The 18,369-nt window shown below is 56.1% G+C and carries 19 protein-coding genes; 11 read left to right on the forward strand and 8 right to left on the reverse strand.

Features of this window, described 5'->3' with window-relative positions; translation table 11 throughout:
- Positions 1–85: 85 nt before the first annotated feature.
- On the forward strand, positions 86–3,700 hold the full coding sequence (locus BMW84_RS15690; RefSeq protein WP_175498831.1) for a collagen binding domain-containing protein: 3,615 nt from the start codon (positions 86–88) through the stop codon (positions 3,698–3,700).
- 69 nt (positions 3,701–3,769) lie between these two features.
- On the opposite strand, the gene BMW84_RS15695 is transcribed toward BMW84_RS15690, so the two are convergent.
- Both BMW84_RS15695 and BMW84_RS15700 read right to left on the reverse strand, forming a co-directional pair.
- Positions 3,770–4,444 carry a DUF1796 family putative cysteine peptidase gene (locus tag BMW84_RS15695; RefSeq protein WP_091070542.1) on the reverse strand — a complete coding sequence of 225 codons (675 nt, stop codon included), beginning with the start codon at positions 4,442–4,444 and terminating at the stop codon, positions 3,770–3,772.
- An 88-nt stretch (positions 4,445–4,532) separates the two neighbouring features.
- Positions 4,533–5,390 carry an SDR family oxidoreductase gene (locus BMW84_RS15700; RefSeq protein ID WP_091070057.1) on the reverse strand — a complete coding sequence of 286 codons (858 nt, stop codon included), beginning with the start codon at positions 5,388–5,390 and terminating at the stop codon, positions 4,533–4,535.
- 157 nt (positions 5,391–5,547) lie between these two features.
- Between BMW84_RS15700 and BMW84_RS15705 the strand changes: the two genes are divergently transcribed.
- Positions 5,548–5,922 (forward strand): winged helix-turn-helix transcriptional regulator, encoded by a 375-nt coding sequence (locus tag BMW84_RS15705; RefSeq protein WP_091070059.1) that lies wholly within the window; start codon positions 5,548–5,550, stop codon positions 5,920–5,922.
- Positions 5,923–5,957: 35 nt separating this feature from the next.
- Here BMW84_RS15705 and BMW84_RS15710 read toward each other — a convergent pair whose 3' ends face one another.
- The 3 genes from BMW84_RS15710 to BMW84_RS15720 form a co-directional block, all read right to left on the reverse strand.
- Positions 5,958–6,812, reverse strand: a complete 855-nt coding sequence (locus tag BMW84_RS15710) for a GNAT family N-acetyltransferase (RefSeq protein ID WP_091070060.1) — start codon at positions 6,810–6,812, stop codon at positions 5,958–5,960.
- 11 nt (positions 6,813–6,823) lie between these two features.
- Positions 6,824–7,996, reverse strand: coding sequence for an oxalate decarboxylase family bicupin (locus BMW84_RS15715; protein ID WP_091070544.1), 1,173 nt, complete (start codon positions 7,994–7,996; stop codon positions 6,824–6,826).
- Between the two features lie 108 nt (positions 7,997–8,104).
- On the reverse strand, positions 8,105–8,560 hold the full coding sequence (locus BMW84_RS15720; RefSeq protein WP_091070062.1) for a GNAT family N-acetyltransferase: 456 nt from the start codon (positions 8,558–8,560) through the stop codon (positions 8,105–8,107).
- 215 nt (positions 8,561–8,775) lie between these two features.
- On the opposite strand from BMW84_RS15720, the gene BMW84_RS15725 reads away from it, so the two are divergent.
- The 3 genes from BMW84_RS15725 (at position 8,776) to BMW84_RS15735 (ending at position 10,917) form a co-directional block, all read left to right on the forward strand.
- Positions 8,776–9,180: a MerR family transcriptional regulator gene (locus BMW84_RS15725; RefSeq protein WP_302848104.1), complete on the forward strand. Its 405-nt coding sequence runs from the start codon at positions 8,776–8,778 to the stop codon at positions 9,178–9,180.
- A gap of 88 nt (positions 9,181–9,268) precedes the next feature.
- The gene (locus tag BMW84_RS15730) at positions 9,269–10,462 is read left to right on the forward strand and encodes an MFS transporter (protein WP_254773029.1); all 1,194 of its coding nucleotides are present in this window, start codon (positions 9,269–9,271) and stop codon (positions 10,460–10,462) included.
- Positions 10,463–10,494: 32 nt separating this feature from the next.
- Positions 10,495–10,917, forward strand: coding sequence for a universal stress protein (locus tag BMW84_RS15735; protein ID WP_091070066.1), 423 nt, complete (start codon positions 10,495–10,497; stop codon positions 10,915–10,917).
- 73 nt (positions 10,918–10,990) lie between these two features.
- Here BMW84_RS15735 and BMW84_RS15740 read toward each other — a convergent pair whose 3' ends face one another.
- On the reverse strand, positions 10,991–11,419 hold the full coding sequence (locus BMW84_RS15740) for a MarR family winged helix-turn-helix transcriptional regulator (RefSeq protein ID WP_091070069.1): 429 nt from the start codon (positions 11,417–11,419) through the stop codon (positions 10,991–10,993).
- Between the two features lie 116 nt (positions 11,420–11,535).
- On the opposite strand from BMW84_RS15740, the gene BMW84_RS15745 reads away from it, so the two are divergent.
- The gene (locus tag BMW84_RS15745; protein WP_091070070.1) at positions 11,536–12,123 is read left to right on the forward strand and encodes an NAD(P)H-dependent oxidoreductase; all 588 of its coding nucleotides are present in this window, start codon (positions 11,536–11,538) and stop codon (positions 12,121–12,123) included.
- Between the two features lie 22 nt (positions 12,124–12,145).
- Here the strand turns inward: BMW84_RS15745 and BMW84_RS15750 are convergent, their stop codons facing one another.
- Complete coding sequence (locus BMW84_RS15750; protein ID WP_091070072.1) at positions 12,146–13,240, reverse strand: UvrB/UvrC motif-containing protein; 1,095 nt, start codon at positions 13,238–13,240, stop codon at positions 12,146–12,148.
- A 180-nt stretch (positions 13,241–13,420) separates the two neighbouring features.
- Here BMW84_RS15750 and BMW84_RS15755 point away from each other — a divergent pair, with 180 nt between their 5' ends.
- Positions 13,421–14,836 carry a hypothetical protein gene (locus tag BMW84_RS15755; RefSeq protein ID WP_091070073.1) on the forward strand — a complete coding sequence of 472 codons (1,416 nt, stop codon included), beginning with the start codon at positions 13,421–13,423 and terminating at the stop codon, positions 14,834–14,836.
- 68 nt (positions 14,837–14,904) lie between these two features.
- Entirely contained in the window at positions 14,905–15,177 is a 273-nt protein-coding gene (locus BMW84_RS15760) for a hypothetical protein (RefSeq protein ID WP_091070074.1), read from the forward strand.
- A gap of 66 nt (positions 15,178–15,243) precedes the next feature.
- Here the strand turns inward: BMW84_RS15760 and BMW84_RS15765 are convergent, their stop codons facing one another.
- Positions 15,244–15,555, reverse strand: coding sequence for a putative quinol monooxygenase (locus BMW84_RS15765; protein ID WP_091070076.1), 312 nt, complete (start codon positions 15,553–15,555; stop codon positions 15,244–15,246).
- A 193-nt stretch (positions 15,556–15,748) separates the two neighbouring features.
- Between BMW84_RS15765 and BMW84_RS15770 the strand changes: the two genes are divergently transcribed.
- From BMW84_RS15770 to BMW84_RS15780, 3 genes are all read left to right on the forward strand, one after another.
- Complete coding sequence (locus tag BMW84_RS15770) at positions 15,749–16,309, forward strand: TetR/AcrR family transcriptional regulator (protein WP_091070078.1); 561 nt, start codon at positions 15,749–15,751, stop codon at positions 16,307–16,309.
- Positions 16,310–16,421: 112 nt separating this feature from the next.
- On the forward strand, positions 16,422–17,372 hold the full coding sequence (locus BMW84_RS15775) for an SDR family NAD(P)-dependent oxidoreductase (RefSeq protein WP_175498832.1): 951 nt from the start codon (positions 16,422–16,424) through the stop codon (positions 17,370–17,372).
- A 276-nt stretch (positions 17,373–17,648) separates the two neighbouring features.
- On the forward strand, positions 17,649–18,368 hold the full coding sequence (locus tag BMW84_RS15780) for a hypothetical protein (protein WP_091070079.1): 720 nt from the start codon (positions 17,649–17,651) through the stop codon (positions 18,366–18,368).
- Position 18,369: the final 1 nt, after the last annotated feature.

The raw sequence follows: 18,369 nt of genomic DNA on the forward strand, positions 1-18,369 counted from the left end.
TTCCTCTGGAAATAAAAGTTGGAATATCTGCTCCTAATTAGATCCTATTGAATTATCTATCAGCTGACGGAGAGGAAGGATGTTATTGTTCAAGAAAAAACAACACGCTTGGAAGCGGAGAATCAGCCTGGGTATGGTGGCCGTGATGCTGCTCGTGCAATGGGTGTACGGGTTCGGGATCTTCAACCGGGTAAATGCGGGTGCGATCCAGGATAACATTATTACGAGTGTATCCATGGCTGTTTACGACAGCAAGGGTGCGCTGGTGACGGATAATGTGTACGGCCAGACGGACAAGGTACAATTGACCTATAACTGGTCGGTGTCGGAAGCAACCTATGAAGGCGATACCTATTCCTTCGATTTGCCGGAGCAGTTCTATTTGGCCAGCAGCATTGACCCTAAGCCGCTCGTGTTCGACGGCGAATCGGTGGGTACGTTTAAGGTCACCAAAGGGACGCCCAACCGCGTAGATATGACCTTTAACGAAAAGGTGGAGCAGCTGTTCGACGTGCACGGCTCGCTGACGATCAACACCCAGTTCTACAAAGAGAAGCTCACTAAAGAAATCCAGCAGGTTATTACATTTCCGATCCAATCCGGCGACTTGAACGTTACCGTCGAGTTCAGGCCGGATATACCTTCGACCATTGCCAAAGCAGGGAAGCCTAGCGGATCCAATAAAGACGGCTATAACGCCCAGCAGATCGACTGGACGGTGGATGTCAACAAGAAGCTGGAGAACATCGAGAGCGCGGTTGTGAAAGACACGCTTCCAACTGGACTGACCTTCGCCGATCCGCTGGGTGTAAAAGTCTATAAGCTCAATGAGAAGCTGGACGGAAGCGTGACGGAGGGAGCATTGGTTGCGGCTAGCGAATATACGGCCGATGCCTCCGGCGGAGTGTTGACCGTCGCGTTTAATAACAGCATCTCTGAAGCGTACCGGGTAGCCTTTTCCACGCCGATTACAGACCGGTCCAAGAGCAGCTTCACGAATAACGCGTCGTTTGATGGAAAAGAGCTAGCCAGCCCTGCAACAACCTCGGCGACGGTCAACGTAACCCGCGGAGCACGGCTTGCCAAGAATGCAGTTTCGACAAGCGGCGCCGAAGGCACGGTGAACTGGGAGATCAATTTCAACTATGGGGAAGATACGCTGAGTCTGGCCGACGCCTATGTCTCCGACTTGTTCTCGGACAATTCGGTACTTTTGGAAGATTCGGTTGAAGTGTATCCGGTCTCCTTTGCCAGCAGCACATCCGGTACACTTGGCGCTAAGCTGACGGACGGCTATACGGTATCCGCGCTGACGGCCACAGGACAAAAGGGCTTCAAGCTGAGCTTTGACGACGGCATTTCAAAGGCCTACAAGATCAAATACAAAACCAAAGCCGTAAACCGCGTAACTGCCGACTTAAGTGTTGCCAACACGGTAACGTCCAGTACCTATTCCAGTTCCAAAACCGCGACGATTAACCAGGTTGTGCTGAACAAAACCCGGGGCAACGTCGACTATGCGGCCCACACTGTTGCCTGGTCTGTCTATATGAACGGGGACCGGTACGAGATGGAGAACGTAAAGCTTGACGATACCTTCACCAATGAAGGGCTCAAGCTGCAAACGGGCACGCTCACGATCAAGCGGAACGACGGAACTCCATTAGTGAAAAATACACATTATACGGTAACAGAGACGGTCTACAAGGGATTTACCTTGACGTTCCTCCAACCGGTTAATGAACCGTATACGATCACTTATACGACGGATTATAATAACGATTGGCTCAATCCGGGCTGGCTTACCCAAACGCCATCTTATGTGAATGTGGCGAAGCTAAGCTGGAATGACCCGGCCACGCCGGGGACTACGAAGACGATTACCGACAACGATACGTTTAATCCGCGCGATGAGGTCAAGAATAACGGCTATAAATCGGGCAGCTATAACCCCGCGGACAAGACCATTACCTGGACGGTGGGCATCAACTACAACAGCAAAACGATTGCCAAGCCGGTCGTGAAGGACACGCTGCAAGGCGATCAGGAATATGTGGCGGATTCGCTGGCTGTCTACCCGATGAGCATCTCTGCGGACGGTAAATCGACGGCGGGCAGCACCGCAACGACAAAGCATTACACGGCAACATACAACAGTACAACAAAACTGCTGCAGGTTGTGTTCGACGAGGCCATCAGCGAGCCTTACGTTATCGTCTACAAAACAACCTTGGCCGGGAAGCTCATGGAGACCTCCCAAATCAACAATACAGCCAAAGTCTATGATGATGCCGCGGCGGTATCCCGGGACCTTAATGCGAATGTAACCATCCCGAAGGCCGGCCAATATGTGGCGAAGACCGGGAAGCAGAGCGACAAGAAGATTAACTGGGCGCTGTCGATCAATGCCAACCAGTCTTATATTACCGGTATGAAGATCATGGATACGCCAAGCCCAAACCAGATTCTGATTCAGGATTCATTCCATCTTTATAACGCGTCTGTAGACACCGGCGGCAATGTAACGCCCGGTTCGGAGCTGGCGAAAGGCACTGATTATGATTTGACGATTACGACAGACGCCGATACCGGCCAGCAGCAGTTCGTGCTTGAATTCAAAAAACCAATCGAGAAGCCGTACATGTTAAACTACGACTCGCTGATTGTCGCCAACAACGGGGATAAAGTTTCGAATCACGTTGAAATTGCCGGGTACAACACGAAGACGATCACGAAGACGCAGGAGCAGGAGATCACGGTAGCCTTGTCCAGCGCGGACGGCGTCGGCACGGGTACCCAAAAGCAATTGACGCTTGTGAAGACCGATAGCGCAGATACCTCCAAAAAGCTGGAAGGCGCCGTTTTTGCCCTGTACCGGACCTCCGGCTCGGAAGAAATCAAATGGGGCGAGGTCACTACAGATGTGTACGGCACGGCGACCTTCAAGAAGCTCTGGCCGGGCAGCTACAAGCTTCAGGAGGTCAAGGCTCCCGAAGGGTATCAGCTGGACTCCGCGAAAAAGACAGTTACTTTCAATTCCAGCACCGAAACGGTGATGAACGTGACGAATACGCTGATTCCGTCGCCGTCGCCTTCCGCTTCGGCCAGTGCATCGCCGTCGCCTTCACCGTCGGCCACGGCGAGTGCCTCGCCGACGCCGACCCAGCCGCCGTATATCCCGCCGGTCGTCGTGGTGACGCCGACAGCGACGGCATCGCCGACGCCAACGCCAACGCCGACATCATCGCCGTCTGCGACACCGGCAATTACGCCAACGCAGCCGCCCGCGACAGCCACGCCAACGCCTGCCGTAGTCCGGGATAACACGGATGAGGAGATACCGCTCGAAGGCGAAATTCCGCTTGGCGGCGTGCCAAGCATCGGAAATCCGCCGGGCCATGGCACCGTTGTTCTTGGGCCGGACGGCAAATGGACGTATACGCCGGATCCGGGCTTTAAAGGCAAGGATACGTTCTCCATCATCACCAAGGATCCGGATGGACAGGAACAGGAGACGGTCTTTGAGATCGATGTCGATGAAGTGCCGCTCGGCACCGTACCGACGCCTTCGCCTTCAGCAGCAAGAGGACCGGCGACGCTGCCGAAGACCGGGGAAAGCAGCCCATGGCCGATCTACCTGGCCGGCGGCACGCTGATTGTTCTTGGATTGGCGATTCGAAGAATCAAACACAATAAGTAAGAAATATAAAGGCGGACCTTTCGATCAACGAAAGGTCCGCCTTTTTTAAGAGCCGGAATCCCGGCTTGATTAGATCATACTGATGCTGATTCCTGCAAAGGCGTAATCCCAGATGTCGTTATCATTCGGATCATCCGGCACCTCAAGCGCGCACACGTTCTGTAGTCCCCAAGGGAGCTCGGTTATTTCCGTCGCTCCAGCTTCGGGCCGCAGAAGGAGCACGCCATACGATCCCTGCACAATCCCTGACAGCACGTTTTGCAATGCATAGGCTTCGGCATAATCGCCGGCCCAACGAACGAACAGCACGCTGGGACTGTTGCCGATGTAGTTCATAAACCGCTCGATCCGGTGCGTCAGCTTGGCCTTGAAAGCCGGATAGGTCGCTTGCCACGGCTGGTCCGGGAGAATAGGAAAGTCGTGGACCGACAGGAAGTTATACATCGTATCTTTAACGAAATAGGAGCGGACCGGTTGGGCAACACCTGTCTTGGGAAGCACAACCGTACCTTCCTCCAGAAGCAGATCGGTCTCTTGCTCCATCTGCATATGAGGCAGTTCCATATAACCGGCAAAACGGTTGCTTAGGAGCCGGTTGACATCGGACAGGCGCGGGGAGACGATCCAGTCGAGCGGAGCAGAAAACCTTCTCAATTTATGGCGGATCAACTGCAGCGCCGGGCTGCAGGAGCATCCCAAACTAACGATCACATGATACGGCTTCTGCATCTCTTGACGGATCAACTCGATCATCACCCTTTATTTTGGCTTTGTATCAGGGTATGACCTGCCGGGAAAAGCGATTGGACCGGCGCCTGCGAAAGCTTAAACTTTATTTCGCGGCCAAGAGCTCCCGTAATGCGTCCTTCAGCGGCGTCAGCGGGCGTTCCAGCAGCTTGGCCAGATCATCGCTTTCGCTATCCAGCGCCCCTGCCCGGATCCCCTGCTGGACGCCGGTCAGGAACGGAAGCATTGCTTCGGGAATGCCGGCGCCGGTCATGACTTTGCCATAGGTCTCGTCATCAACCTGCTGCACCGGAATGCTCTTTCCGCTGACTTCCTCCACCAGCGCGACGAATTCTTCCTGGGTCAGCGGTTTGCCGGACAACTCATAGATGGTATTGTCATGCCCTTCGCCGGCGAGCACTTTGGCGGCGGCTTCCGCGTAATCCTGGCGGGTCGCCCAGCCGACCTTCCCCTTACCGGCTGAAGTAATCCAAGGCGCGCCCTGCAGAGAAGCGTGGACGGAAGGCAGTTCATTTTCCAAATACCAGTTGTTGCGCAAGAAGGAATAGGGGACGCCCGACTCCAAAAGGGCGGCTTCCGTTGCCCGGTGATCGACCGCAAGGGATAACGGACTGTTCGTCGCATTCACGACGCTTGTATAGGCGATTAGTTTTACACCGGCTTCTTTTGCCGCCTGGATCGCTGCTTTCTGCTGCTGAATCCGGTTCTGCAAATCGTTGGTCGAGATCATCAGCAGCCGGTCAATGCCCGCGAAGGCTTCATGGAGCGTCTCCGGATGATTGAAATCGCCTTGGCGCACATCCACGCCCAATGCGACGAGATGAGCCGCTTTTTGCGGATCGCGAACGCTGACGGCGATTTGTCCGGCAGGCAGAAGCTTCAGCAACGATTCCACGACCCGTTGGCCCAGTTGTCCTGTTGCCCCGGTTACCAGTACTTTCATAAATGAACACCTCTTCAGATATTTATTTTTAAGGATGCAGTGGTTCCTGCCCGTTTATGGGAGTATAATAACCCCTAAACTCAATTATCGAAAGTAGTTACTTTTTTTAAACCTGGTATCAAAAAGTATACCGTACATGGAGAGCGGGAGGCGAAGCATGGAAGAGAACTGTCAGGTGGAGACCGGACTGGAGATCCTGGCCGGGAAGTGGAAGCCCATTATATTGTTTCATTTGTTTTCAAACGGAACGATGCGGTTCAGCGAGCTTCAGCGGGCGCTGCCGGAGATCACCAAGAAAATGCTCACCTCACAGCTCCGGGAGCTGGAGACCCAGGATATTATTCACCGGGAGGTATACCGGCAGATTCCGCCGAAAGTGGAGTATTCGATTACGGAACACGGGCAGAATATTCTTCCTGTGCTGCAGGCGATCAATGTGTGGGGGCAAGCGCATGTCAAACATCTGGCAAAATTACGCAGCGAGGAGCCGGCGGACCGGATGATGGCCGGTACTGGCGCTGCCGGTAAATAAATCATACGCGGCAGCGGCAGGATCAGGCTTGTCCGCTACTTCTCCAGCAGGAAGTAATGGAATTCGGCGGAAACCGCAAACCCGGCGGACCGGTACAGGTTCAGGGCATGCTTGTTGCCTGTCACCACGCTGAGGCGAAGCTCGGTATATCCGCGGGGCTGCAGCAGCCGCACAAGAGAGGACAACATTTGCCGGCCCAAGCCGCGGCCCTGATCCGCCGGAAGCACGCATAGGTCGTAGATGACCGCCGTCTGCGGATTAAGTTCGTTGACCCCGACCAGTCCTACCGGACGGCTGCCTTCCACGGCAATGAAGACGGACCGCCCGGCTTCGCTGGAACGGGCTACATAATTGCGGGTCCAGGACTCGGAGTCGCCGAACGCTTGGGACAGGCAGCGGATCATAAATTCGTAATCTTCTTCATTTCGGGGGCGTAAAAACAGGCCGCTGCCGCCGGGTGTGGACACCGTCCGCTGCTCCAGAATCATTGTGAATTGTGAAGTCGTTAACCTGCCGCCTAGATGGCGCATAACGTCCATTCCCGGAGCGGAATCGGCGGGAACTCTGAACCGGAATTCCCGGATATCCCGCATCCCTGTTTGGGCCAGTTCCAACAGGCCGCGGAAGATTCCCTGCCGGCGGTACCCGGGATGAACCATGACGTTGATGTCCGCGGTAACGCCGTCGGACGTATACCAGCTGAGGCACCCGGCCAGCCGGATATCATCATAGCAGAGGACGGCGCGGTCGCCGTCCTCTTTAATGCTGTCGATGCCGATCCGCAGACTGGAATGGTCGAACATCTTGCACTGCTGCTCCAGCAACCGGAGCTCTTCGATCCGGGCCGGTGAGAAGTCGGTCATGTTGAAGAATTGATAAGATTTCGTCAATAAGGGTTACCTCATTCTTTTTTGGTATTAGGGGCGAAGTCCGCTGCCGGAAATTTAACGACAGGCTGCTTTACGGAATCAAGCGCGTTCAGCAGCTCGTCGTTTACTTTCAGGTTCGTGGCAACGAGGGCTTTCGGCGTGAGCGCCATCCATTGGTTCAGCGAAACATCTGCAAACCGGTCGCTGCGGAACATTTCCAGAAACCAGATCGATTCGGTTCCCGTGTTCTGGATATAGTGCCCGTAAGCAAACGGTACATACCCGACGTCCCCGGCGCGGACGTTATAAGTCCGGGCGGCGCCGTTGCCGGCAAAGACGGTCATCCGGCCTTGGCCGGATAAATAATATTGCCATTCGTCGGCATTGGGATGCCAGTGCAGCTCACGCATGGCGCCCGGCTTGATCTCAACCAGCGCCGCGGCGATGTTTTTGGCGATGCGAAAATTCGACGAATCGGCAATCCGGACAGTACCGCCCGAGGTCACGAGCGGTTCCTGGTCCATCAGGCGGTGCGAAAAGGGCAGCGGGACACTGCCGTAGGGCGATGCCACCTGCTGCTCACTAATAGGCCCCGGCACCTTTGCCTGGTAAATGTATACCTGTTCGGCGGGAATATGGGCGAACGCGCCTTCCGGCACACCGAAATTGGCGGCCAGGACGCTGCGTGGGGTGTGCGCCGCCCAGTCCGAAATCGACAGGGTATTCAGGTCGGAGAAAGCGCCGTCGTCAAAGACAAGCAGAAACTCCGCGCCTTCCGCCAGCCCCTGGATCGAATGGGGCAGACCGGGCGGGAAATACCACAGATCGCCTTTATGCACATCGGCGATATAGTTCCGGCCTTGGGCGTCGATCGCCGTAATCCGGGCGCTGCCGCAGATCATGAACGACCATTCCGCCTGCTGGTGCCAATGAAGCTCACGCACCCCGCCCGGCGTTAAATACATATTGACCCCGGCCAGCTCGGTTGCGGCCGGCAGCTCCCGCGAGGTCACTTCCCGCGACCAGCCCCCGTGGTTCAGCTGCATATGCGCGTCGGAAAAGGAGAACACCAGACCCGGCACCAGCCCGTTGTCGGTTACGGGCGGAACCAGCAGATCCGGGTTCTCCAGATCGCGCCAAATATCTCTTGGGCCGCAATCGACGCCGCCCGCCCCGTCCGGCCGAATCGGCTGGGGAATCGGCATTCCCGCTTTTCGCTTGTCGCTCAATAGACCAACCACCTTTCATCCGCAGATGGTCTAGAATATGCCGGACTTTTTCCGGTTACAACTCATTTGCGCCGGTTGGCTTGGTTACAATGCCTTTGTCATATAAGCGCTGTACGGATCGAGCGCGTAATCGGCGAAAGGTTCGCAGTACTCAAAGCCCGCGGCCTCATACAGCCGGCGTGCCGGAAGGAAATCCTCGGTGGCGCCGGTCTCCAGGCTGAGCCGCTTGTAGCCCCGCGTCTGCGCAACTCCGATAATATGCTCCAGAATGCTGCGCGACACCCCTTTGCGCAGATGAGCGGCGACGGTCCGCATGGACTTGATCTCGCCGTGCGTCTTGTCAAGCTCCTTGAGCGCGCCGCAGCCCAGCAGCTCATCGCCTTCCCAGGCGCTCCAGAAGGTAATTTCGGGCTTCCGCAGCCCGTCCAGATTCAGCGCATGTACGCTCTCGGCGGGCGTATTTTCGAACATGCCCTGCAAATGCAGCTGAATCAGCCCTTGCGTTTTGGCCCCGCTTAAATCGTCTACTTTAATCTCCATCGTATGTTCCCCCTTATTCAATCCTATCCTAAGTACAGCCTATTTAAGTTGTTTTTATGTTAGCAAGGTTTACACGAGATAAAAAGAGGGAAATTGCTGTCCGGCAAAAATTTATTTTAAATTAAAAGTTAACGTTGACGTTAACGTTAAAATGTTTTAGTCTATAAAAGTGAAATGTAAGTCTACGTGGAAGGGAATGAATTCCAATTTACAAAATCGATGATGTCGCCAAGGAGCTCGGGCTGACCAAACGGACAATCCGGTACTATGAGGAGATCGGTTTGCTGTTCCCCCCTGAACGCACCAGCGGCGGCGTACGCCTGTATACGCCTGAACATGTCGAGGTACTGCGGCGGATCGTAGACGCCCGGGACGTGCTTGGTTTTTCCTTGCAGGAAATCTCGGACTATGTCTCCATCGCCAAAAAGCTGGATGAGCACCGGGCGATGTACCGCAGCACGGAGGATTCCGCGCTAAAACTCCAGCAGCTTCGCGAGGTGCATGAGATCACCGGCAAGCAGCTGGAGATGATCGACCAGAAATTCGCCAAAATGCTGAAGCTCCGCAAGGAGATCGAGCAGCTTCACCAAAGAGTAAGCGAGATTATCGAACCACAATAAAGAGAGGGAGTTTGGGAGAGAAATGCAGTCATCCGTTCAAAAAGGCCAGACTGGGGCCGTACAAAAGCAGTCAATTCAGGAGGCCGGCATGTTCAGCCAGCCGAAGGCGGTCTGGGCGGTTGTCTTCGCCAGCGTCATTGCCTTCATGGGGCTTGGCCTCGTCGACCCGATTCTTCCGGCCATCGCCGAGAAGCTGCATGCTTCCGCCAGCGACGTGACGCTGCTCTTTACAAGCTATAATGCCGTTATGGCGGTGGCCATGCTGATTACCGGCGTAATCTCCACCCGCCTGGGGCCCAAATACACGCTGATGTGCGGCGTGGTCATTATCGCCATCTTCTCCTTGCTGGGCGGTTTGTCGAACGGCATCTGGAGCCTCGTACTGCTGCGCGGCGGCTGGGGGCTGGGCAACGCGCTGTTCGTAGCGACGGCGCTATCCGCCATCGTCTCGTTGTCCACGACCGGCGTCGGCAAGTCGATTATTCTGTTTGAGGTAGCCGTGGGTCTCGGTATTTCCGTAGGACCGCTGGTCGGCGGCGAGCTGGGCGCGATTTCGTGGCGCGGCCCGTTCTTCGGCGTAGCCGGGCTGATGGTATTTGCCTTTATCCTGATCCTGACCTTGATGCCGAAGCCGTCCAAGATGGCTGCCGGCGGGCAGGCCGTCCGCAAAAAAGCGTCGCTGGCCGATCCGTTCCGCGCGCTGAAATTTCGCGCGCTACGCACTTTCGGCATTGCTGCCGCGCTGTACAACTTCGGGTTCTTCACGCTGCTGGTCTATGCCGCGCTGGTGCTCGGCAAACTGGGTCTGGATGAGCATCAGCTCGGTTACGTATTCCTGGGTTGGGGCCTGATGCTGGCCTTTACCTCCGTCTTTATGGCGCCTAAGCTGCAAAAACGTTTCGGCACACTGCCGTCGATGGTTGTCATGCTGCTCTGCTTCGCGGCTTGCCTGTTCGTCATGGCCAACTGGACCACGGATAAAACGGTGGTGATCATCGCCGTCATCGTGGCCGGCGCTTTCCTCGGCAACAACAACACGCTCATCACGACTGCAGTCATGAACGCGGCTCCGGTAGAACGTCCGACAGCTTCGGCGGCTTACAGCTTCCTGCGGTTTATCGGCGGGGCGATTGCACCTTATCTGGCCGGCAAGTTGGCCGAGTGGTTCAATCCGCATATGCCGTTTATCGTCGGCGGCGCATTCGTGGTCGTTGCGGCGCTGTACCTTGGGGTGAACAGCAAACACTTGAAGCATGTGGATGAAGTCGAAAGCGCGCATTAATTCATGAGGTGAGGGGAAAGGGAGGTATTCAGATGTATGGACATATTCTGGTCCCGATGGACGGCTCGGGGCAGGCGGAACGGGCGCTGGACAGCGCGATCGGCCTAGCAAAGGCGTTGTCGCCCGCAGCACGGCTGAGCGTCATTCACGTTCAGCCGGTCATTGCCCTGAACGAACCGACCGGTTCGATGGATCTTGAAGGGGCGCTGGAATCGGAGGACCGGCAGATTCTTGCCGCGGCCACCGCGAAGCTGGAAGGCACAGGCCTCAGCTTTGAAACGTTTTACGTCCACGGTGATCCGTCCAAAGTGATCTGCAAGGCCGCCAAGGAAAAATCCGCCGACCTGATCATCATGGGCAGCCGCGGCGTCTCATTCATCTCCGAGCTGCTGCTGGGCAGCGTCAGTCATTCGGTGGCGCAGCATGCCCCTTGCGCGGTTATGCTCGTGAAATAACGGAACTTATCGAATTCGGATATAACAACAGCAAAAAGAGCGCAGGCTGCGGCTTGGCGCTCTTTTTGCATGTTTAGTGAAAGACCTTGCGCTGCAAAAGCTCCAGCGCACGCACAATCTCGGCAGCTTCTTCTGTGGATACGGCGCCGATCCGTTCATGAAAACGGATGGCGCCGGAAGCGAACACCTCGTCCATCAGCCGTTGGCCCTCCGCCGAAAGGACGATGTCCTGCCTGCGGCGGTCTGCGGGATCGGTTTTTTTGGCGCATAGGCCCTTTTCCGTCAGCTTCTTGAGCTCCCGGCTCGTGTTTGGCGGGGAGATGTGCAGGCAGTCCCCGATCTCGCTGAGCGTAACCGGCTGGCTGACGGCGATGTATTCAAGCATTTTATATTGCAGCGGCGTCAAATGATCCGGCGTAAGATCCTTCGTTAAATCATACGTTGTTTCATGCACCGCCACGATAAACGCCATAAAGCGGCGGAACAATTCCTGATTGTCCACAAAATCACCTCAGAGACAACATAGCAAAACATTTATCAAATAACAATTATCATTTGACAACCAATAAGGTTGGTGATAGTGTTTAGTTATCAAATGATAAATAAAGGGGTGTTCCGATGAAGACGCTGATTATTTATACGCATCCGAATCATCAAAGCTTAAGTTATGCCTTTTTGCAGGAGGTCATTCGCGGCTGCAGCGACCATCCGCAAGAGCAGGAGCTTCAGGTGCTGGATTTGTATGCGGAGGGGTTTGATCCTGCGCTTAGGTTTGGGGAAGACAAACGGCGGCGGGATATGCATGCCGATCCGGAGCTAGCGAGACACCGCGAGCAGCTGCTGTGGGCAGAGCGGATCGTGCTGATCTATCCGATCTGGTGGGGGCGTCCGCCGGCGATGCTGCTGGGCTATATCGACCGCATGTTTGCTTCGGGCTTCGCCTACCGGGACAAAGGCGGCCTGAAGCCGGAGGGGCTGCTTAAAGGGAAATCCGTGGTCTGTATCTCTTCCATGAAAGGCCCGGCAGGTTATCCGCTCTTCTGGCTGCACAATGCGCATAAAGTGTTGATGCGCCGGGCGCTGTTCGGATTCGTCGGCATTCGCCCGGTCAAATTTTTCGAGTTCGGCGGGATGGAGAAACCGCAGGGCAAGCAGGCGCAGAAGCTGCAGCGCGTGTACCGTTACTTCAAGTCGGCTGAGCGCTGAGACGGCTATGCGCTGGAGCCGCCTAATCAAGGCTGGACGGCCAGCCGGCGCATGACGCAAGCAAGCTGCGGACGGCGGACTGGAGCTGGCCGCTGTGCTCCGGAAGCAGCCACTCGTCGGGAATGATCAAATGGCTGTCCGAGCTGTGCGTCAGATGGCTGTATATAATTTGCGCTTCGTCGATCCGGTCCCGGCCGATTGTTTCGGCTGCAAGCGCCGGAGCGCTCTCGAAGCAGCCGGCTATGGCGGCCGCAATCTCCGCCGCAAGCGGCGCTGCAGCTTGTCCGCCCGCGATTTTTCCGGCATAAAGTACGTTGCTGCCCTTGATGAGAATCAGCTTGAGGGTGACACCGTCAAGCCGCTCCAGAACGGCGATGTTGTTGTTGGCCCCCGTGAAGCCGATCACTGCTTCCTTTTGCAGCAAGGCGTGGACGGCCGTCAAATAATCGCGGGTTTTGGCCGCGGTTTCGAAGTCGAAGCGCTGTGCCGCTTCCTCCATCTTTTTCTCCATATCCGCCAGAATGGAATGATCCTTGCCGCTCAAGAGCCCGATGATCCGCTGCATAATTTCGTTATATTTCAGCAGCGCTTCGCCGCCGCCGCACATCCCGATGCAGAGTCCCAAGGAATGGTTCAGGCACAGCGAGGATTTGGCCTGCGGACTGCTGCACAGAATCCGCTGGCTTTCCTTGATGCCCAGGATGGCCCGTTCCACCGTACTCCGGCTCGTGTAAGGTCCGAACACCTGCCCGTCTTCCTCGGGTTCGTAGCTGATGTCGAGCTGGGCATACGGCCGCTTATCCCGGACCGTAATATACGTATAAGCCAGGGGATTTTTCATCTTCTTGTTGTACATCGGCTTGATGTCCTTAATCATTCTGCACTCTAGGAGAAACGCCTCGAATTCCGTATCCGTCTCGATATAATCCAGATCGCGGATATGGCGGACCAGCTGTTTGACTTTCGGGGAATGCCCCTTGTTGTCATAGAAATAGGACTGAACCCGTTTCTTCAGCCTTTTTGCCTTGCCGACGTATATAATATGACCCAGATGATCTTTCATCAGATAGACGCCCGGGGTCAGCGGCAGGTTGGCTACTTTTTCGCTCAGGTTCATGGAAGCACACCCCATTTATGAACATATAGAATTTATAGATCACCGAAAAGGGCTCATAAGCCCGGTAAGGTTAGTATAAACGAAATGCCGCATAGGGGCGACCCGGTTAGAACAACCGCCCAGCCTTCCGCATAGCATATAGCACCACTTGCTAGAGTGGGAAGGGAGGCGACCTTTACAATGACGATTCAGTTAACGGCGATCCACTGGGTATACCTGGCGTTTATTGCGTTTATTATGGTGCTGCTCATTCGCCGCCGCGATACGACGATGATTTGCGTAGCCGGGATTTTTACGCTAGGGCTACTGGCGACAGAGACGCTTGGCGGTTCAGTTTCGGGGATTTTTAATTCCTTCGTTTATGCTACCAAAGAATTGATGGGCACGATTATGATCATCTCTATTATTGTCGCGATGAGCCGCATCCTGATGATTACGGGGATCAACGAGGCGATGGTTGCGCCGCTCACGAGGTTCCTGCGGACGCCGGCGCTGGCTTACTGGGGCATCGGCCTCATTATGATGATCACATCGTTCTTCTTCTGGCCTTCGCCGGCGGTAGCGCTGATCGGCGCCGTGCTGCTGCCGGTTGCCGTGCGCGTGGGGCTTCCGGCGCTGGGCGCCGCGATGGCGATGAACCTGTTCGGGCACGGGATTGCGTTATCCGGCGACTATATCATTCAGGGCGCTCCCAAGCTTACCGCCGATGCAGCCGGGCTGCCGGTATCCACTGTCATGGAGGCCAGCGTGCCGCTCGTTATCGTCATGGGCCTGGTCACGACCGTGACGGCTTTTTGGTTGATGAAGCGGGATCAGAAGAACGGGACGTGGCGCGACGGGTTGATTGCTTCCTCCGGCGGCGGCTCGGCGCTAACATCCGGCGGAGATTCGGAGGTGCAGCCGGTCATCATCAAACCCCGCGTCCAAAAAACACTGGCCATCCTCATTCCGCTGCTTTTCCTTGCCGATGTGGTAGCGATGTTCGCGCTCGATCTGCAGGGCGGCGACGCGACCGCGCTGGTCGGCGGCACGGCCGTGTTGATCCTGATTGCCGTAACGCTGCTGGCCCACCGGGACCGGGGGCTGGAGCGGGTGACCTCGTATTTAATCGACGGATTTGTGTTCGGCTTTAAAGTATTCGGTCCGGTCATTCCGATCGCCGCATTCTTTTATCTTGGCGATTCGGCGTTTACGGAGCTGTTCGGCAAGGTGCTGCCGGAAGCCTCGCACGGCATCGTCAACGACCTGGGTGTGGCGCTCGCGGACCATGTTCCGCTGAACGGCGCTGTCGGCGCCGTCACGCTGACCGCCATCGGCGCGATTACCGGGCTTGACGGCTCCGGCTTCTCCGGTATCTCGCTGGCCGGCTCGATTGCCCAGCTGTTCGCGGCGGCGATCCATTCCGGCGCGGCCACGTTGACCGCACTCGGCCAGATCGCGGCGATCTGGGTCGGCGGCGGCACGCTGATCCCGTGGGCGCTTATTCCCGCCGCGGCCATCTGCGGCGTCAGCCCGTTCGAGCTGGCCCGCCGCAACCTGAAGCCGGTGCTGCTGGGGCTGGCCGTGACAACGGTCGTGGCGATGTTCCTGGTCTAGCTGCATAAAATCCCCTTCGCCCAACCATCCTATAGCGGAACGCATAGACGAAAAGGGGGATACGTACGATGAAACGGCATTACGAATCCAGCCTGCGGACCAACAGTACCGTGGATCAGGCGCAGGATTCCGTGACGAAGCTCCACAACGCAGTCACCCAGGCGCTCAGTCATCCGAATGAGCAGACGCTCCATCAGGCCGCGGGCAGCCTGGAGCATGCCGAAGAAGCGGTAAGCCATGCTGCGGAGGGATCGGTCGACGGTCATGGCGTAGAGCTGGCGGAAACGCGGCTTGCGGATGAAAAATCACGCCTGGCCGCTCTCGAGGACGGCCAAAGCTGAACGGTTGGTAACCATGAAAAACCGCCTCCCCAAACCGGGCAGGCGGTTTTTGTGTCTTCCGGCTGGTTATTCGGCCGGGAGGCCGTGGCCGCCCAGCAGGTTCAGACGGACCGGCTCCACGCCGGCAATCAGGGGCATTGCCTGGCGGATCGCAGCTTTCGTCGCTTCATCCTGCAGCGAAGCGGCATGGGCATCTTCGCTGCTCCATACCTCGTATACCCAAATGTCGTCGGGTCCCGTCTCCGATACATGGACAAGATATAGCTCGTTGCCTGGAACGGTTTCCATTGCCGCGGCCGCTTCGAGCAGCAGCCCGGCCAGCGTCTCCCGCGCTCCCGGCGCGGCGGTGAATTTGGCATGCATGACGTATTTGTCCAACTGGGTTCCCCCTATAAAGGTAAGAATAGGTGCTTGTCCTTATTGTACCCATTGTTCATTCCATTTTCATTAAAGTCAAAAAGGGCTTGCAATCTCCAGAACAGTAGCGTATACTTCAAATCAGCAACAGGTTATTGATCAATAACTAACCACCCACTCAATATCAGTTACTTTACCTATTTTGGAGGCCAAGATGAACAAATCAGCAGACAACGGCCGTGTGAGAGCAACGGATACCGGCGCAGCCAACCGCAGAGAGCAAATCCTGGAGTCGGCGGTCGAGGTCTTTGCCGGACACGGATACGGACGGGCGACCACCGCGCAAGTAGCCGAGAAGGTCGGGATCTCGCAGCCATACATTTTCAAGCTGTTCAAGAACAAGGAGGAGTTGTTCGTGGCCGCGCTCGAGCGGGCGTTTGACCGGATTATGCGCGCCTTTGAAGCGGTCAAGGCACCGCCGGAACGGCTGCTCGCCGAATCGATTGCAGCCTACGAGAATCTGATGGAGACGCATCCGCACGAAATTTTGCTGCAGGTGCAGGCTTACGGCATCCGCGATGAAGCCATTCGCCGGACGATGCAGGCAGGCATGCTGGAGGTCTCCAGGCTAATGGAATCCAAATTCAAGGAGGCCGGTGTAGCCCATCCGCAGGTCGAGGTCAGCACCTTTCTGGCCAACGGTATGCTCTGCAATATCGCCATGTCGCTGGAGCTGCCGGAGCTGAAGCCGAAGCATCTGCCGGAGGAGCTGTAGCAAAGGATTTACGGCTGCTCCGGCTTGGCCGGAGCGGCAGGAGAGTAAGAAATTTTTTTGTTTATTAGTTAGTGATTAATCACTAAATATCCAATTCAGGAGGATGATTATCATGAAAAAAGCAATTGTACTTGGTGCTACAGGCGGAACAGGGGCGGTGATTGTCGCCGAACTGCTGAAACGGGGCGTAGAGACGGTCGCCTTCGGCCGCTCTATGGGTAAGCTGGAGCAACTGGCGGCTTCGATGGGTCAACCTGCCGGTCTGACGCTGAAGACCGGGGATGTATTCGATACGGAGTCGATCGCCGCGGCGGCACAGGGAACCGACGTGCTGTTTCACTGCGCCTCGATTCCTTATCATGAGATGCAGAAGAAGCTGCTGCCCATGGGAGAAGCCGTCATGGCGGCCGCCCAGCGCCTGTCCTTGAAGGTCGTGGCAATCGACGGGATTTATCCGTACGGCAGACGGACCGGACCGCTTCCGGTCGACGAGGAGCATCCAAAGATGCCGCATACCCGCAAAGGACAAACCAAACTTGCGTTTGAGCGCATGTTTTTCAGCTCCCGCTGGAAGGGTGTACGGGGACTAATCGCCAGACTGCCGGACTATTACGGCCCGACCGCCAACGAAGCTTCGTATTTGGGCTCAACCCTTTCAGCCATAGCCAAGGGCAAACCGGCGATGTTCATCGGGAATATGACCGTGCCGCGTGAATATGTTTATTTGCCGGATGCGGCGAAGATGATTGTTGAGCTGGCTTCGCGGGAGGATACGTACGGGCAGAACTGGAACATTCCAGGCGCAGGGATCATTTCCGGCAAAGAGATCGTTCGATTGGCCCGCCGGGCAAGCGGAAGCTCCAAGCCGGTCCTTCCGGTAGGCAAAATCGGCCTTACGCTGCTCGGTCTCTTTATTCCCGTGATGAAGGAGATCGTGGAGATGCTGTATCTGACCAAGGAGCCGCTGGTGCTCAGCGGGGCCAAATACGAGCGTGTCATTGGGGTGATCCCCAAAACGCCGTTCGAACAGGGGCTTGCCGAAACGGTCTCGTCGCTGCGCTGAATTAGGCTTGTATCTGCTCCCTTTGGCCTGCTTCCCGCAGCTTCCACTCTGAAACGTGGTCCGTCAGGACCGCGTTTTTGCGTGCAGGGTCTGCGCTTCTGCAGATGGAAGATCGACCAAAAGACCGGGGCGTGCCCCGTTTCCGAAGCGGTTTGGGCCCAATGATGGATTCGACAAAGTTAGATACTCCGGCTCACTTGCCGCTTCCGCAAATCCACTATAATTAAATCGTATAAGCTCGGTATATTTTTACATTTATAATGAGGTGATTGATAGATGGTCACTCCTTTTTTCAAACGGAAAGAGGCTGCGGACAAACCGCCTAAACCGGGTCTGGTACAAAGGATGCAGGAAGCGGAGGAGCCGGCCGCCGCACAGGAGCAAGAGCCTGCCGCGGAGCCGCAAAACGGGATGGTATCGACAGGAAAAACGCCGCTCGACAAAAAATCGCTCGATCTGATCTTCGCAGTCGAGCAGATGATTCAGGCGCGGACGCACGCGGAGACAAAAAGCCTGGAGCTTCAGGACCGCCTGACGCATTCGAACGGCTCGGTGGAGCGACTGAACAAGGATCTCAAGAACCTCAGCAAAGTGATTGAGGAACGTGAGAAGAACATTATGGAGCTGGAGCAAAAGCTGGTCGAGAAGAATCTGAAAGTCGACCAGGTGCTGGAGGACTACCGCGAGCTGCAGGCTGAAATGCTGACCGAAGCCGACGAGCTCCGAAGCACCATCGATCTGGAGCAGCAGAAATATGCCCATTTGGTGCAGAAGCATAACGAGGCCCATGCCGAGAAACTGAAGCGGATCAATGAGCTGGAAGAAAAAATCGGCCGCCTCGAAACGGAAAACGCCCATCTGAAGCAGAAGTTCGAAACCGCACGCCAGGAAAAAACCTACCTCGCCAACATGATTGCCGACTTCACGAACCGAATGACGGTTCCCTTTGGCGCAGGCTCCGCTCAGGAGCCCAGCGAACCCGGCGGGGATTCCTAAG

The organism is Paenibacillus sp. NFR01 (genome assembly GCF_900111565.1).
Classification (GTDB): Bacteria; Bacillota; Bacilli; order Paenibacillales; family Paenibacillaceae; genus Paenibacillus_AQ.

Bases quoted from the DNA above. Each gene is read 5' to 3' on its own strand.
- BMW84_RS15700 (WP_091070057.1), bottom strand. From the start codon at position 5,390: ATGAAAGTACTGGTAACCGGGGCAACAGGACAACTGGGCCAACGGGTC.
- BMW84_RS15705 (WP_091070059.1), top strand. From the start codon at position 5,548: ATGGAAGAGAACTGTCAGGTGGAGACCGGACTGGAGATCCTGGCCGGG.
- BMW84_RS15715 (WP_091070544.1), bottom strand. From the start codon at position 7,996: ATGCCGATTCCCCAGCCGATTCGGCCGGACGGGGCGGGCGGCGTCGAT.
- BMW84_RS15720 (WP_091070062.1), bottom strand. From the start codon at position 8,560: ATGGAGATTAAAGTAGACGATTTAAGCGGGGCCAAAACGCAAGGGCTG.
- BMW84_RS15730 (WP_254773029.1), top strand. From the start codon at position 9,269: ATGTTCAGCCAGCCGAAGGCGGTCTGGGCGGTTGTCTTCGCCAGCGTC.
- BMW84_RS15735 (WP_091070066.1), top strand. From the start codon at position 10,495: ATGTATGGACATATTCTGGTCCCGATGGACGGCTCGGGGCAGGCGGAA.
- BMW84_RS15745 (WP_091070070.1), top strand. From the start codon at position 11,536: ATGAAGACGCTGATTATTTATACGCATCCGAATCATCAAAGCTTAAGT.
- BMW84_RS15750 (WP_091070072.1), bottom strand. From the start codon at position 13,240: ATGAACCTGAGCGAAAAAGTAGCCAACCTGCCGCTGACCCCGGGCGTC.
- BMW84_RS15755 (WP_091070073.1), top strand. From the start codon at position 13,421: ATGACGATTCAGTTAACGGCGATCCACTGGGTATACCTGGCGTTTATT.
- BMW84_RS15760 (WP_091070074.1), top strand. From the start codon at position 14,905: ATGAAACGGCATTACGAATCCAGCCTGCGGACCAACAGTACCGTGGAT.
- BMW84_RS15770 (WP_091070078.1), top strand. From the start codon at position 15,749: ATGAACAAATCAGCAGACAACGGCCGTGTGAGAGCAACGGATACCGGC.
- BMW84_RS15775 (WP_175498832.1), top strand. From the start codon at position 16,422: ATGAAAAAAGCAATTGTACTTGGTGCTACAGGCGGAACAGGGGCGGTG.
- BMW84_RS15780 (WP_091070079.1), top strand. From the start codon at position 17,649: ATGGTCACTCCTTTTTTCAAACGGAAAGAGGCTGCGGACAAACCGCCT.